The 14,919-nt window shown below is 45.0% G+C and carries 18 protein-coding genes; 1 reads left to right on the top strand and 17 read right to left on the bottom strand.

Annotation, left to right across the window (positions count from 1 at the left end):
- Positions 1-3: 3 nt before the first annotated feature.
- The 10 genes from ACJ28U_RS11915 to ACJ28U_RS11870 form a co-directional block, all read right to left on the bottom strand.
- On the bottom strand, positions 4-507 hold the full coding sequence (locus ACJ28U_RS11915; RefSeq protein WP_216811974.1) for a shikimate kinase: 504 nt from the start codon (positions 505-507) through the stop codon (positions 4-6).
- Positions 504-1,802: a 3-phosphoshikimate 1-carboxyvinyltransferase gene (gene aroA / locus ACJ28U_RS11910; protein WP_099087855.1), complete on the bottom strand. Its 1,299-nt coding sequence runs from the start codon at positions 1,800-1,802 to the stop codon at positions 504-506. The genes ACJ28U_RS11915 and aroA overlap by 4 nt, the downstream gene beginning before the upstream one ends.
- A 36-nt stretch (positions 1,803-1,838) precedes the next feature.
- Complete coding sequence (aroC, locus tag ACJ28U_RS11905) at positions 1,839-3,017, bottom strand: chorismate synthase (protein WP_407619417.1); 1,179 nt, start codon at positions 3,015-3,017, stop codon at positions 1,839-1,841.
- 5 nt (positions 3,018-3,022) lie between these two features.
- Positions 3,023-4,084, bottom strand: coding sequence for a 3-dehydroquinate synthase (gene aroB, locus ACJ28U_RS11900; protein ID WP_407619416.1), 1,062 nt, complete (start codon positions 4,082-4,084; stop codon positions 3,023-3,025).
- Entirely contained in the window at positions 4,081-5,073 is a 993-nt protein-coding gene (gene aroF / locus ACJ28U_RS11895) for a 3-deoxy-7-phosphoheptulonate synthase (protein WP_407619415.1), read from the bottom strand. Before aroF ends, aroB begins: the two co-directional genes overlap by 4 nt.
- A 14-nt stretch (positions 5,074-5,087) precedes the next feature.
- Entirely contained in the window at positions 5,088-5,894 is an 807-nt protein-coding gene (aroE, locus tag ACJ28U_RS11890) for a shikimate dehydrogenase (protein ID WP_407619414.1), read from the bottom strand.
- Between the two features lie 120 nt (positions 5,895-6,014).
- A complete protein-coding gene (locus ACJ28U_RS11885; RefSeq protein WP_407619413.1) occupies positions 6,015-6,695 on the bottom strand; it encodes a VIT family protein in 681 nt (226 codons plus the stop codon).
- A 13-nt stretch (positions 6,696-6,708) separates the two neighbouring features.
- Positions 6,709-7,389: a VIT family protein gene (locus tag ACJ28U_RS11880; RefSeq protein ID WP_259712246.1), complete on the bottom strand. Its 681-nt coding sequence runs from the start codon at positions 7,387-7,389 to the stop codon at positions 6,709-6,711.
- Between the two features lie 188 nt (positions 7,390-7,577).
- Positions 7,578-8,198, bottom strand: coding sequence for an ECF transporter S component (locus ACJ28U_RS11875; RefSeq protein ID WP_407619412.1), 621 nt, complete (start codon positions 8,196-8,198; stop codon positions 7,578-7,580).
- 137 nt (positions 8,199-8,335) lie between these two features.
- Positions 8,336-9,520 (bottom strand): aminotransferase class I/II-fold pyridoxal phosphate-dependent enzyme, encoded by a 1,185-nt coding sequence (locus tag ACJ28U_RS11870; protein ID WP_407619411.1) that lies wholly within the window; start codon positions 9,518-9,520, stop codon positions 8,336-8,338.
- 124 nt (positions 9,521-9,644) lie between these two features.
- Here ACJ28U_RS11870 and ACJ28U_RS11865 point away from each other — a divergent pair, with 124 nt between their 5' ends.
- Positions 9,645-10,373, top strand: a complete 729-nt coding sequence (locus ACJ28U_RS11865; protein WP_407619410.1) for a M15 family metallopeptidase — start codon at positions 9,645-9,647, stop codon at positions 10,371-10,373.
- A gap of 122 nt (positions 10,374-10,495) precedes the next feature.
- Here the strand turns inward: ACJ28U_RS11865 and ACJ28U_RS11860 are convergent, their stop codons facing one another.
- From ACJ28U_RS11860 to ACJ28U_RS11830, 7 genes are all read right to left on the bottom strand, one after another.
- Positions 10,496-10,873 (bottom strand): hypothetical protein, encoded by a 378-nt coding sequence (locus ACJ28U_RS11860; RefSeq protein ID WP_407619409.1) that lies wholly within the window; start codon positions 10,871-10,873, stop codon positions 10,496-10,498.
- A 439-nt stretch (positions 10,874-11,312) separates the two neighbouring features.
- Entirely contained in the window at positions 11,313-12,407 is a 1,095-nt protein-coding gene (locus ACJ28U_RS11855; RefSeq protein ID WP_407619408.1) for a hypothetical protein, read from the bottom strand.
- Between the two features lie 6 nt (positions 12,408-12,413).
- Positions 12,414-12,845 carry a Panacea domain-containing protein gene (locus ACJ28U_RS11850; protein ID WP_407619407.1) on the bottom strand — a complete coding sequence of 144 codons (432 nt, stop codon included), beginning with the start codon at positions 12,843-12,845 and terminating at the stop codon, positions 12,414-12,416.
- Positions 12,846-13,002: 157 nt separating this feature from the next.
- Positions 13,003-14,022, bottom strand: coding sequence for a GH25 family lysozyme (locus ACJ28U_RS11845; RefSeq protein ID WP_407619406.1), 1,020 nt, complete (start codon positions 14,020-14,022; stop codon positions 13,003-13,005).
- Position 14,023: 1 nt separating this feature from the next.
- Positions 14,024-14,344 carry a hypothetical protein gene (locus ACJ28U_RS11840; protein ID WP_407619405.1) on the bottom strand — a complete coding sequence of 107 codons (321 nt, stop codon included), beginning with the start codon at positions 14,342-14,344 and terminating at the stop codon, positions 14,024-14,026.
- Complete coding sequence (locus ACJ28U_RS11835; RefSeq protein WP_407619404.1) at positions 14,331-14,561, bottom strand: hypothetical protein; 231 nt, start codon at positions 14,559-14,561, stop codon at positions 14,331-14,333. Before ACJ28U_RS11835 ends, ACJ28U_RS11840 begins: the two co-directional genes overlap by 14 nt.
- A 12-nt stretch (positions 14,562-14,573) precedes the next feature.
- Positions 14,574-14,822, bottom strand: a complete 249-nt coding sequence (locus ACJ28U_RS11830) for a hypothetical protein (protein ID WP_407619403.1) — start codon at positions 14,820-14,822, stop codon at positions 14,574-14,576.
- Positions 14,823-14,919 lie beyond the last annotated feature (97 nt).

Raw genomic sequence — 14,919 nt, 5'->3', positions numbered from 1 at the left:
ATGTTAACCCTCAAATGCAATCTGAATCAGACGGGCAATGTCACGCGGGGTTTTCCCATCGGTTTGCACAGTAGTTGTTGCAGCTGCATCATACTTTGGCAACCGACTACGCCATAATGCGGCCACCTCTAGTAACGTCTTCGTGCGCAAAATTGGCCGAGTATCATCATCTGCCAGGCGTTCTAGTGTCTGACCGAACGAACCTGATAAATAGTAAACTGGCACGCCCGCTTCAGACAGTAGCTGAATATTGCCAGGTGTTTCAACAATCCCACCACCGGTCGCAATCACCCCACCTTTGTGAATGACATCTTGCAAGACGGTGTATTCCAATTCACGAAAACTCGCTTCGCCCGCCGTCGCAAAAATTTCACCAGGCGTCTGACCCGTTCGGCGAATAATTTCTTTGTCGGTATCAATTAAGGGCAACCCTAGCAATTCAGCTAGCTCACGGCCAACTGTGGTCTTACCGGCCCCCATAAACCCAATTAAAACTGCTGTTTTCATTCTGCCACAACTCTTTCTAGGTCTGCAAAAAAGCTTGGATACGAGACACTCACTGCCTCTGCCTTCGCTAACGTAACTTCACCATCGGTAATCAAGGCTGCGATTGCCAACATCATCCCAATCCGGTGATCGCCACATGAATCAACCGTAGTTGGCTCAGCAACCCGCAATGGCGTCCCACCGTGTACGACAAAGCCATCTTCTCGGGCTTCAATGTTCGCCCCTAATTTATTTAATTGGGTGGTCACCGTTGCAATCCGATCCGTTTCTTTCACGTGCAACTCCTGGGCGCCGGTTATCACCGTGTCGCCCAACGCTTGTGTCGCTGCTAATACTAGAAGCGGAATTTCATCGACCGCGGTTGGCACGTCATCCCCGTTAATGTGGATACCCTGTAATCCCTGAGTAGTCACTGTTAAGTCAGCATATGGTTCACCACCATCAGCCACCACATTAGCCATCGTAATCACCGCCCCCATGCGTTGCAATAATCGCAAAATGCCGGTGCGGGTGTCGTTGATTCCAACTTTAGTTAAAGTCAATTGACTATTCGGCACAATTAAACCAGCAATCAACCAAAAGGCGGCTGATGAAATATCACCAGGCACCTGAATCGTGGTTGCATGAAGCTTTGTCGTGGGGTTCACAATAATATCTTGCCCATCGCGAGTGATTGTCACGCCAAATTGTTGCAACATACGCTCGGTATGGTCGCGGGTCGCCAATGGTTCTGTAATCACCGTCTGCCCTTCAGCTTGCAGGCCCGCCAAAATCAAAGCACTCTTTACCTGTGCCGAGGCAACCGGCAATCGATAGTGAATCCCCTGTAATCCTTGCGTCGGCACTTTTGTTGCCGGTAAGCGCTGGTTTGTAGCCACATAACGGGCCCCCATCTTCCCTAACGGATCGATGACGCGACCCAGTGGACGAGTACTTAGACTGGCATCCCCACTATACGTAATTGGAAACGGTTGGTTGGCCAACAAGCCCATGAGCAACCGCGTCGAAGTCCCCGAATTACCCATATTCAACGCATGACTGGGCTCCTCTAAAGCTGTCAGCGGGCGTCCATGAACAATGACGTCTTGATCATGCCACTCCGCTTCGACCCCCATATCAGCCATCGCCCCCAACGTACTGCGCACATCATCTGAATCTAAAATCCCTTTAATATATGTATCACCGTCAGCAATGCTTCCCAGCATGACCGCACGGTGTGAAATACTTTTATCACCAGGCACTTCGAGACGGCCACGTACGCCTTGGACTGCAGTTTGCAATTTTCGGTCTGTCATTTTTCGTCTCGCTTTCTGTCTTTTGTGTTTGTTAACTTAAAAACGCTTAATTTCTTCACGATAAGCAGCTAGTTGTTCCTGCAAGCGCCCCATATTATCGGCATCAAACTTATCCAAAACAGCCTTTGCTAGCTCAATTGCCACCATTGCCTCAGCAATGACGGCTGCCGCGGTTACGGCAGTCGTATCCGAACGTTCAATTGACGCCCGGTGATCCTCATGGGTATCAATATCAACACTTTGCATCGCGCGGTACAAGGTTGGAATCGGCTTCACAACCCCCTTCACCACAATCATCTCACCAGTGGTCATACCACCTTCGAAACCACCCAAATTATTTGAGCCGCGGTAAAAGCCACGATCAGTATCCCAGTAAATTTCGTCCATGACTTCGCTACCGTACTTTTCGGCATTTTCAAAGCCACCACCAAACTCAACACCTTTGAACGCATTAATACCAACAATTGCGCGGGCAATTTTAGCATCAAGTTTTTCATCGGCTGACACATATGAACCAAGTCCAACTGGAACACCTGTCGCCATCACTTGCACGGTCCCACCCACCGTATTCGCGTCACGCTTCGTTTGATCAATCACTTCGCGAATCTTTGCATCCGTTTCAGCGTCTAAAGTACGGGTTGGGAAGCTTTCGGTTACTTCACGTAACTCTTGCAGGGTACGATAGTTTGTTAACACACTCGTATCTGCCCGGGCTGGTCCAACGTTCAAGACAAAGCCATGCACATCAACGCCAATTTCAGCCAATAACTTTTTGGCAACAGCCCCCACCGCAACACGCATGACCGTTTCACGCGCTGATGAGCGTTCCAAAACATTCCGCAAATCAGCTTGGTGACGGTATTTCATACCACCAACCAAATCAGCGTGCCCGGGACGTGGTCGCATCACCTTGCGCATTGTGTTTTCAGCATCAGCTGGCACGTTGGGGTCCATAATTTTGGTCCAGTGGTTGTGGTCATCATTATGGACGTTCAATGCAATTGGCGATCCTAATGTCACCTGATGACGAACACCCGCCATAATCGTCACTTTATCCGTCTCAATCACTTGACGTTGACCACGACCATAGGCGTGCTGACGACGGGCCAATTGTTCATCAATATCGGCTTGTGTCAACGTTAAACCAGCTGGAATCCCCTCAATAATGGCGACTTCTTCTGGCCCATGACTCTCACCTGCTGTCATATACCGCATAATTGCTACCTGCTTTCTACAAAGGCTGGCATATCAGCTAGGGCTTTCTGAACAATGGTCGGTTGACCAGGAACTGAAATGGCAACTAGCTGAAGCGTACCGGCCGCGTTTTTCTTATCATTTTTTAAGTGGTCATAAAAAGCCGCTTGCCCGATCAGAGGTGACGTTACTGGTAAACCAACGGCAACCAACCGGTCGCGTAGCAACGCTGTTATGCCTGATTCGGTAATGCCAGCTTTTTCAAACCGTTCTGAAATGGCGACCATGCCAATGGCAACCGCTTCACCGTGGCGCAACTCGCCATGCGCCATCAACTCAATCGCATGGCCCAACGTATGACCGAAGTTCAAATACTTCCGGACGCCACCTTCTTTTTCGTCAGCCACCACAATGTCACGCTTATACAAAACCGACTTCGTGATTAACGTCTCGGCCCGTTCACGAATCGCGGCCACCGTTTTAATATCACCGGTCAAACGCCAAAAATCGCCACCTGCCAGGGCGCTTGTTTTAACAACTTCAGCGTATCCCTCAACTAAGTCACGATCAGACAACGTTTGCAAAAAATCCGGGTCAATCAGCACCATATCCGGCTGATAGAACGACCCCATGATATTTTTAACAGTTGCCATATTAACTGCCGTTTTACCACCGACACTTGCATCAACCTGTGCGGTTAATGATGTCGCAATTTGAGCGAAGGCAATCCCGCGCATGTACAACGATGCGATAACCCCGGTTAAATCACCAACTAAACCACCGCCAAGGGCAACAATGGCATCCTGCCGGGTAAAGCCATACGCTGCCATTTTACCAACGATTTGTTCAACCATCTGCAATGACTTTGATGTCTCGCCCACCGGTATTGTTGTCGTGTGGACTGTAAAACCATGTTGTGCCAGACTAGCACTGACGTCAGCTAAATACAAGGGGCCCACGTTCTGGTCTGTCACAATCATCACCTGACGCGGTTGCCAAATTGTGGCAAGTCGTTCACCCACTTGATGACGAACGCCACTAGCAATGACCACATCATAGGCTTTCGAGGCCAGTTTTACATGAATCATCCGAACTTAACCACCTCTCGAATGGCAACTGCCTTTTTTGCTAGCTCCGCAAATTGCGATGGTGTCAACGCCTGGGCACCATCAACAAAGGCGGCCGCTGGATTGTCATGGATTTCAACCATTAATCCTTGTGCACCTGCGGCCACTGCGGCTAAGCCAACAGCCGCCACGTGGTGCGCAACGCCGGCCGCGTGAGATGGATCCGCCAACACGGGGTAGTGCGTCAATTCCTGCAACACTGGAATTGCGCTTACATCCATCGTATTACGCGTGTACTTGTTATCGAAAGTTCGGATACCACGCTCGATTAAGATAATCTGATCGTTACCACCAGCCGCAATATATTCTGCAGCGTTCAACAATTCATCAATGGTTGCACTCATACCACGCTTCAACGCAACCGGTTTGTTCTGAGCTCCCAGCGCCTTCAATAAACTAAAGTTCTGCATATTACGGGTACCAACCTGGAAGACATCCGTATATTGGCCAACAATTTCAACATCTCGTGTATCCATAATTTCCGTAATCATATCCATGCCCAGGGCATCCGCGGCCGCGCGATGCATCCGCAACCCGGCTTCTCCCAACCCTTGGAAACTATAGGGACTTGTTCGTGGTTTGTATGAACCACCACGGAGTAATGTTGCGCCAACGGTTTGCACTGCTTCACCCATAAGTTGGATATGTTCAGCCGACTCAATTGAATCTGGACCGGCCATCAAGACGAAATTATCACCACCAATTTGCGAATGGGCTGTGGTAATGACAGTATCGGCTGGGTGGAACAAACGGGAACTCTTCAAGGCGGCCGGATGTTTCGTAATCGTCTCAACAACTGCCGTTTCATCAACAAACGGCACTTCCGCCAGTGTCTTCACGGTCGCAAAGCCCACTCGATTTTCATTCAAAAAAACGTGTTCAAGCCCAGCTGCAGTAGCTGACGCTAACGTTTTTTGGGCCGTTGCCACATCTTTCATGACAAGAATCATCTTTGCTTGCCTCTCTAATCTTCTTTATTAATCGCACGTTTCATCGCTTGTACATTTGGGAGTTCGCCCCGCCATTGCTCAAAGCTCAACGCACCTTGACCGACTAACATGGCTAATCCATCATCAGCTTGGCGATTTGCGGCCCGAGCTGCTGCCACAAACGGGGTTGGTTCAGGCTTATAAATAATATCGACCACTTGTACATCGGGCTGCGTGTCATAAAATTGCTCAGTTGATAGGACCGAACGATTATCACGCATCCCCACATTCGTCGCATTCACAATCAAATCAGCATAAGGTAGATAAACATCAATTTCATCTAAATCATGCAATTCAACTTGCGCTAAATCTTGAACCTTAGCGGCTTTTTCCGCAAAATGTTCGCCCATACGATTGAACACATGCAAGGTCACTGATTTAGGTGCCGTCGCCATAATGGCGCGTGCCGCACCCCCGGTCCCAATTAAAATGACCGAGTCGACCGGATTGCGTAGTGTCCGCCAAAAGCCCATCCCATCAGTTGAATCACCAATCGTGCGACCATCTTTGACCGTGATGGTATTAACTGACTCTAAGCGGGTTGCTAATGGTGTCACTTCATCAAGATACATCATGATTTGTTGCTTAAAGGGCATAGTCACATTGAAGCCTTTCACCCCTGAGGCAACCAAACTCTTAAATGTCGCTGCCAAAGCCATTGGCGCTACTTCAAACGCTTGGTAATTGGCATCGATTCCCGCTGCCTCAAAAGCAGCATTATGCATCGCCGGCGACTTTGAATGGCGCGCCGGATACCCCAGTAGTCCGTATTGATCTGTCACTGTCTTGGCCTCCGACCTTTTGTACTAGCTTACCAAATTTCAGTAGTCTTTAATACCGTATCCGCCTACATAAAAAAGCTGAGATAAACTCAGCTTTTGCTTTAACCTATTCTACTCGTCTTAGAAGAACAAACCAATACCATAGTGGATGGCAATGGTTAGCAGGCCAATCACGACATTCCGCTTGATGGCTTTTCTAGCGAACCCATGGCCAATCTTTGCGCTTAGAAAACCCGTTAAAGCAACTGCCACAACGGTTGCGGCAATCGTCGCTTCAAACTGCCACTGAACTGGTGAAAAATACAGTGCCAACAGTGGAAATGCCCCACCCACAGCCGCGCAAATCAACGATGAAATTGCAGCCGACCACGGTCCAACATAGTGCCCTAATTGGACATCGTACTTCGTTGCTAAAATCGTCCTGAGGGGCGCCTTTTCCATCAACTCCGCCACAATCTTATCCGCAGTTGCTTCAGTGACACCACGATCTAAGTAGAATTCTCGAATATCTGCTGCGACACCGGCTGGATTAACACGTAGTCGCTGGGTCTCCCGGTCAACAACAACCTTTTCCGCATCTGCCTGCGAGCTAACCGAAGCATACTCACCTGACGCCATCGATAACGCACAAGCAAACAAATCTGCCAGGCCAGCAATTAAAATTGTGAATTGATGATTAGTGGCGGCCCCAACTGAGAATAGTACGCCAACCACCGTTAGAATCCCATCATTTGATCCTAGTACGCCGGCACGAATGGCATTCAGTCGTTCTTCCATCGTTTGATGTTCTTTTGCTTGCATACCCCAGCTCCCCCTAATGACCAATTAATGACCCAATTAAGTAGGTCACAATCATCGTAAAGATACCAGCAACCACATTCCGGACGGTTGCCCGACGTTCATTTGCGCCAGACAAGTGTGCGGCCGCGTAACCCGTAAATGCCAACGCAATTAAAACAGCCACCGCCGTTGCTGGTACGCGGACGTGTGGTGGCAACAACGTAATCGCCAACATTGGCAAGACTGAGCCTAATGGAAAGGCAATCATTGAGGCCACCGCTGCCCCAATCGCCGACACTTCATGATGGAGTGTAAAGCCATAGCGTTCGCGAACTGTTGTCCCTAGGGCATCTTTCGCCATCATTTCGCGGGTTGCCTGGGCGGCCAAATCAGTTGAAATACCTTGATTCATATACTTTTGTTGCACAAACGCAAACTCAGTCGCGTAGTCCGTCTTTAAAGCCTGGGTTTGCGTCTCTTCGGCTTTCACTTGAGCATCATTTTGTGAGTGGACAGACACGTATTCCCCCATCGCCATCGACACTGTACCCGCGAGTGCCCCTGCAAAACCAGCAATAAAAATGGCAAACGAATTCGTGGTCGCCCCGGCCACTCCGATTACAATCCCTGAAACAGACAAAATGCCATCATTTGCTCCCATGACGGCCGCACGAATTAAATTGTTTCGTTGGGCCAGTGTTTGTTTATCTGTCATCTACTCCTCTTCCCCTTGTTCAAAATGTCACTTATAAGTTTACACCAACGCGAAGAATTTGTTTGTGTGACTTAAAGTAAGGACCACGTTTAAAAGCCGCCAATCCTCCGATTTTAAATCGGGAGATTGGCGGCTTTTGCGGCTGAGACAGAGACTTCTTTCCCAGCCTCGCTAGTCAATATTTAACGTTACTGTTGGGTACGCCGATTAAATGCAGTTAGCACCGGAATTCCAATCAACGGTACTAAGATAGCACCGACAATCATTTCAAAAATGCCATTAAAACCAGCGATTGAAATAATTAACCAATTTGCCAAGCCTGAGTCAGGAATACCGGTAAATGACGTATTCATCACTTTGAACCCAATCCAGGTCAGACTCAAAACCAACGCGGTATTAATGAAAGCCGATAGCGCACCTAGGCCAACCAACCAGGCTGATTGTTGCGCAATGGGACGTTCCTTCACAAAACGCCAGTAAAGATAACCAATAATGACCCCCACTAGCATGCGCGGCGCGATGGCGGTAATTGGATTACGGAAGATTAGCGACCCGATACTAGGCACTGACGTCCAGGCATGCCACAACGAATAAGCCCCCCAGATAAAACCAAGCAGGGCCCCAGTCTTAGGCCCCAAGACCATTGCCCCAATGGCCACCGTAAAGGTAATTATCGTCACGGCTGCCCCGATTGCAAAGGCCCCTAATGGGAGCGTACCTAGCCAAGGCACAATCGACTGCAACAAGATAATGGCAATAAACAACGCCGTCAATACCAAATGACGGCTCGAAGTTTGACGTGTCTTCATGAATTTGTCCTCTATAAAATATGAAAGTAACAGAATAATTGCTTACTACAAATTATAAGTGTTCGTTTACGTAATGTCATTAACCACTCACTTTTAAAAAGCAGAACACGACGAATCGCGTTCTGCTTAAATGGTTATTATTCACCGCGACGTTCGGCAAAATATGCTGTCATACGCTTCATGGCTTCTGCCAAATCTTCATCTGAGGCTGCATACGAAATTCGCACATACTCTGGCGTGTATTCTGAGAAGGCATCCCCTGGAATAATCGCAACCTTCGCCTTTTCAGCCAAATCGACTGCAAAGTCAAAGCCACTCAACCCCATATCCGCTGGAATTTTAGCGAAAATATAGAATGCCCCCTCCGGATTCACCACTTCGAAGCCTAATTCTTGTAGTTGTGGCGTCAACCAATCACGACGACGCTTGTAGACATCCCGCATTTCATCAGCCACTTCGGCCGCATCAGTCACCGCCACCAAGGCACCATCTTGAAGTACCTTTGGCAACGAGAACGTCAACGCTCCGTGTACCTTTTGGGCTTCATCGATAAAGGCCTTTTCACCCAAGATGAACCCAATGCGATAACCTGTCATGGCATGTGACTTAGAGAGTCCCGTAATCAACACTGTTTGATCAGGAATCAAGCTGGCTAATGAAACGTGCGCTTGATCATACGTCAATTGTGAGTAAATTTCATCTGAAATCACCCACAGACGGTGCTTTTTAAAGACCGCTGCCAAGGCTCGCAATTCATCTTCTGAATACGTTACCCCAGTTGGATTTGACGGATAGTTAAACAGGATTGCCTTAACCGGCACCTTAGCTTTTTCCATCGCTTCGTCAACCTGATCCGGTGTCAACTTAAAATTAGTTGGTCGCGTATTGATTGAAACCTTCGTACCATGTGCCAAATCAAGCGAGGCAAAATATGGTGGGTACGCAGGTTCTGGTACGATAACCCCTTCGTTATCGTTTAATAGTGTTAAGAAAACCACATTAATTGCTTCTGACACACCAATTGTTACAATGATATTGTCTTCACCGCTATAGTTCAAATCGTACTTCTTGTTGAAGTACGCAACAGCGGCGTTTCGCAAATCACGTTCACCCTGTGAGTCAGCGTAATGTGAGTTATCTTCCTGGACTGACTGAATGATACGGGCCTTGATGGCGTCATCAACATTAAAGCCAGGCTCTCCAAACGTTAATCGTACCAAATCTGGAATATCGCGGACAGCAAGTTGGAAATCCAACAAGCCATCTGGCGCCAAATTAGTTACAATTGGATTAAGCGGTTGGATGAAATCTTTTTTAATCATACTAATTATTCTCACATTCTTCCCAAAGTAACTTATATTATAGCAGTAATTGGATGGAATACCAGTTGCGATTTTTGAATAAAACGTGAACATAACATGCCCTATCAATACGGAGGAACTACACATGCTAGAATTTACCGGAATTGCAATCGAACCCCCACTGCAAACATGGCACTGGGATGATATTCAGGCAACACCAATTAAAGCGGTTACTGAACCCCTTGTCTCGCTCAGTTATTTGCCAGAAAAGATGGTCATCAGCCCCCAATATTTCATTCAACAATTACCTGGTGCGAAAGCAGACTTGTTCGCCCGTGAAACCGTGCAACGCAAACTCAACGAGGCGGCCGATTTGCTCCCATACGGTTATAAATTCGTCATTTTCGACGCCTGGCGCGACATGGCTACCCAACAAGCCCTCTTTGATCAAATGCAAGCATTTGTAAAACGTGATCATCCTGATTTTGATGACCATCAGGTGACCCAGGCCGCCTTGCGGATTGTCGCATTACCATCAACAAATCCGGCCAAACCGTCACCACACAATACTGGCGGTTCAATTGATTTATCAATTGTTGATGAGAAAGGCCGACTCTTGCCAATGGGTAGTCCGTTTGACGACATCAGCGAACGGGCCCGGACGGATTATTATGAAAAAGCACCTGACAGCGACGACACCATCACGTATCGCGAAAACCGGCGCCTACTCTATCATGTGATGACACAAGCCGGCTTCACGAATTATATCGAAGAGTGGTGGCATTTTGACTACGGCAACCAAAACTGGGCCACGGTATCGAAGCGCGATTTTGCCGTTTATGGGGCAACTAAGCCTGAGTTCCCTTGGATTTAAGTTCATTTTTATCACAATGTTCGTGCACTAGCACGGCACTCACTCATAATAACTTATTAGTCTAAAAAACGGCCCCAACACGCAGTCATCACTGCACGCTGGGGCCGTTTTTCACCTCATATTTACTTCACAACAGCTGCAATGTCAGTTAACCAGGCTGACATCGTCTCAAAGACACCGTTGTCACTTTCTGTAATGCCCGTAGGCAAAACTGTTCCCATATAGTGTTGTGCCAACAATTGCGATAACACCAAACCACCGATAACATCTAGAATGTACGTGTCATTTAGCGTGCGGAACGTCAATACATTGTCCGTATTAAACGCAATGTGGAAACGCTCAACCGCAAAGGCAATTGTCTTAGCAACGTCGCCGATACCAGCGACTGTTGAACTAGCCGTATCGAATGCGTTAAGTTCTGCTTGCAACACATCCTGCCAGTTGGCCAATGGCACTTGACGGGGTTGTTCGCGTTGCAAATCTGTTAGTGATAATGACATGATTGTCACCGCCTCATTTTTGTAATGCTTTCATTATAGCGAATCACTAACTATTCGTCACTTTTGTGCATTCACATAATCAACAAAGTCTTGGAAGACGCGCAAATGTGTCTTATCACGTTCGAACATCATTTCGGGATGGTATGCAAAAAGCCTTTACAGGACTGTCTTCACGTCGTTAGTGGTGCGAAAATAGTGCGAATTTTAAATATTAACAATACAAAAAACCATCCAACCCGAAAGTTGGATGGTTTTTCAGTATTGAATAACCTAACATTAAGCCAAACCGTACTTCTTGTTGAACTTCTTAGATGTTGTTAAATCAACGTTTATAAGTTGTGGGGGTGTCCCAAAGGTGACCGAGTACATATTTCTCATTTGTATAGTAGGAGACTGTTTATTTTGTCTATTTGTGCATTAAATAACGTTTTTTAATTCATTATCCTTTTTTAAAGAAAAAACTTTTAATTTTTGTTCCATTCTTAAATATAATTGCACAAATAATAACATAAATTAATAATATAACTCCCGCCCAAAAGCCTTTATGAATCAGGTGTTTCAAATCATATGCATACAATAGACCACATAATATAACCCCTGCGGCAGCTGAATAAGTAATAAAAAAGTTACGATAATTAAATTTAAAGTTTGTTTTTACAACTTTACTAATCCCCATCATTAAACCAACTATTAATGAATAGATTAATAGAGTTGTGATTCCGGCTAACATTATATTAACCCCCACAACATTTCTAGATGTATCGAATCCTTTCTCAGTGCTGATAGTGAATATATCTTTAATTAACGTAGCTGCACCAAATAAACTAAATGATATAGAAATAAAAATACCCAAAACAGATATAAATCCACTGTACATATTGTTAATTCTGCCATCCATAGAATCGTGAAGTTTTTCTACCTGGTTGACATACACCGCATTTAAGCTCTCTATCTTTGCATCATAATTATCATTCAGTTTATCGATGTTAGACTTTGTTTCTTCGTTAAATTCTAACATCAATTTTTCTTGATAATCTTTTGAATTTTGTTCGAAATTTTTTTCTATAATTTTAGTGTTTTGTTTTAATGATTTTATCTCATCTTTTTGCTGTTCATATAACGAACCTCTCTGAGATATAGATAATTGAAAATGTTCCAAAATCTTTATCATAACACTGAGATGCTCTGGCAAATAGTAATCATTTGAAAGTTTATTAAGCGACTTATCTATTGCACTCGTTAAACGTTCTAAAAACATAGGCATTCCATCTGCTTTATCTTCATCCAACTGAAATACAATATTTGCAATCGTCGAATAAGGTACAAATTGAATATTAAATTTTTCCAAAAATTCTAATAAATTTTCATACCGTTCGTCAAACTCATCAACATTCTTATCATCTAATTCAAAAAAATCAAAGTTCAAAAAAATTTCAGGATTATCAAGAACAGCACTCACTAAATCATTTAATTTTGTCCCATATTCTTTATTTTTAACAGTATCTAGGTATTTTTTTGCTGATTCTACATTCATATTATTTTAGTTATTATTCTGTATGTTGTTTAGTTCATACGGAATATTACTTCTCCAACCTATAATGTCATTTTCATGATTTTTCCAAAATTCTTCTTCATGTGATCTTTGAACCAATCTGAATGTATTTTCCCTCAACAAATCAATTATTACATCATCCATATTGCTCAACCGATTATCAAGTGTTGTATTCTCAATAATTGGAGATGAACCAAATTTACTATACTTTTCATAAACATCTTGTACAACTGGGCCATATCTCCAAACTAAAAAAGGTTCATCGTATTCGTCTTCAATAACTTCACGAGATAATGTTCCCTCAGTCAACGCATTTTGAATAGAGAAATACATTACTTTTTGTAACTGTAAATTCGTAATTGTTAAATCATTTTCATTCGCAACGGAAATTATATGCCTTGCTAAATTCATCATAGTCATGTGATAATTTCCTCCTTTAAAATTGCTACATACAAACTATATTATACGAATAATATAATAAAAAAAGCAATGTATTCGATTTAAAGGCGAATTTCATTTTTATAAAAAGCAAAAATCCCGCCAGATTAGCCTTCATAGCTAGTCTAGCGGGATTATTTTACTTATTCAATTGTTCAACTAGCTTATTCAAGTTCTTCGGCGTGGCGTTCTTAACGTAATAAGTACCCTCTGTCCCGAAGTCCCACTTGTAACCCTTCCATGTACCTTGACCTTGAACCAGCTTACCTTCACCGTCTGACCAGTAATACAATCCCCATGAGTTCGTCCAGTTAGACTTGATCAACTTACCATTAGCAAATGACCAGTAAGACCCCATGTGCTTCTTGATGCCGTTGGCCTTGTGCTTGAATGACTTGTCTGTGTACCAGACACCCTTCTTTGACCAAACGGTAGCAGCGTCTCCAGTATCCTTCTTAATGACCGCTTGGTCAGCAGTGAAGAAGTTATCGTACAACTGATTTACATCAAACACACCCAGTGACATGCGGAATGTAGCCTTTGAGTTAAATTGCCAACCATGCTCCGTAGCATACCAGTTTTGGGTTGATGTTGGTGTAAAGGGATATGAGGCAATCCACGACTTTTCACCGTATGGCGTTACCTCAAGATGCGACCCCATTGTATAAGCAGTGGTACGGAAACCACCTTTAATTTGCACCTCATTTTCGAACGCCGTCACAACAGCTTGCATATTTGCCCCCATTGCCATTTGTGCCGGTTCTTCAACATCGGCAACCAAAACCGCTCCGACTGGCAAGCCATCAGCTTGTGCCATAGCGACGGCATAATCGGCCTCAGCAATCGCGCCATCTACCGTTGTTGCATGCAAGTAATGATAACCGTTGATATACAAGCCAGCTTCTTGTGCGGCACGAATATTTCCGGCAGCGGTCCAGTCATGGTAGGCTGTACCTTCTGAAATCTTGGTTGTAACTGCCTTAACACCGTATGCATCTCGCATATCAATGAATTCAGGTGTCGTCATCTGTCCATTGTGGTTTGACACATCGACCATGTCAAAACGTGGCGTATCTGCATGCACCGTATGATCACTAATAATTGTTGTTCCAAACAAAAAGGCCGCCCCAATTGCGACCAATTTCATTGTTTTATTCATTTTACTTCTCTGCCTCCTTCATCTTTCCAACAGCCCATTCAATTGCCTCATCAATCTGCTTAGCAGTGAACAAATGCGCTTTGTCAGCCTTAATCAAATAATCTGTAATCGACTTGATTGCTTGTGCTTTTTGGGTTTGGCCACCGTCAAAGGTCACCTCGGCCCACTTAACCACAGATTCTGTAATACCAAGCAAGTTTGTTATCCTCTTATTGCGGGTAAACCGTTCTGAAGCCCAACCAATGGCCAAAATTAAAAGCGCTGGGACAATACCTGATTGCCATAGCGCTTCTACAAGGGTTATTAAGTTATTCGTTGTCATCGTGATGTTCTCTCCAATCTTCCAGTAGCCTTATACGTGTCTCGTGGTCATCAAGCCGATGATCATAAATTTTTAAAGTTTCTTGTAAGCCATTAATCGCCTTATTCAAGTCATTCATAGACTTAACGAACGTTTTTTGAATGACAAACCACATCGCACCAGATAATGAGCCGATAACTGCTAACCAGCCTGCGATGTCATGTGGAAAAAAGTTCATAACTCTACCCCACTACTTTTCAAAGCTGGCAACAACCTTATCAGCCTCTGCAAATACGGTATCTTGAAATGCTGACCAAGCTGTCCTGAAATCAGATAAATGTTCACGATAAATGACACCATCGTTGATGTAGTAGCTCATTGATGGCACACCGTATTGGTCAATCGAACCACTCAAAGTTGCGTAGTTCGCTGTGCCACCGTCTTCTGCGGCGATTGATAACCGTTGGTCAAATTGCGTTGTCTTATCAATTTGTGCCATTACTTATTCTCCTTGTTGCCAAGCTCGTCAATGCGTGACTTCAATTGTTCGTTCTCTGATTGCAAAGTGCTCAATTGTGCCCGAAGCTGTGCATTTT

Source organism: Weissella sp. MSCH1, assembly GCF_045799135.1.
Taxonomy (GTDB): domain Bacteria; phylum Bacillota; class Bacilli; order Lactobacillales; family Lactobacillaceae; genus Weissella.
The sequence above is the reverse complement of the archived record's forward strand: the minus strand, read 5'-3'. Positions and strand labels throughout refer to the sequence as shown.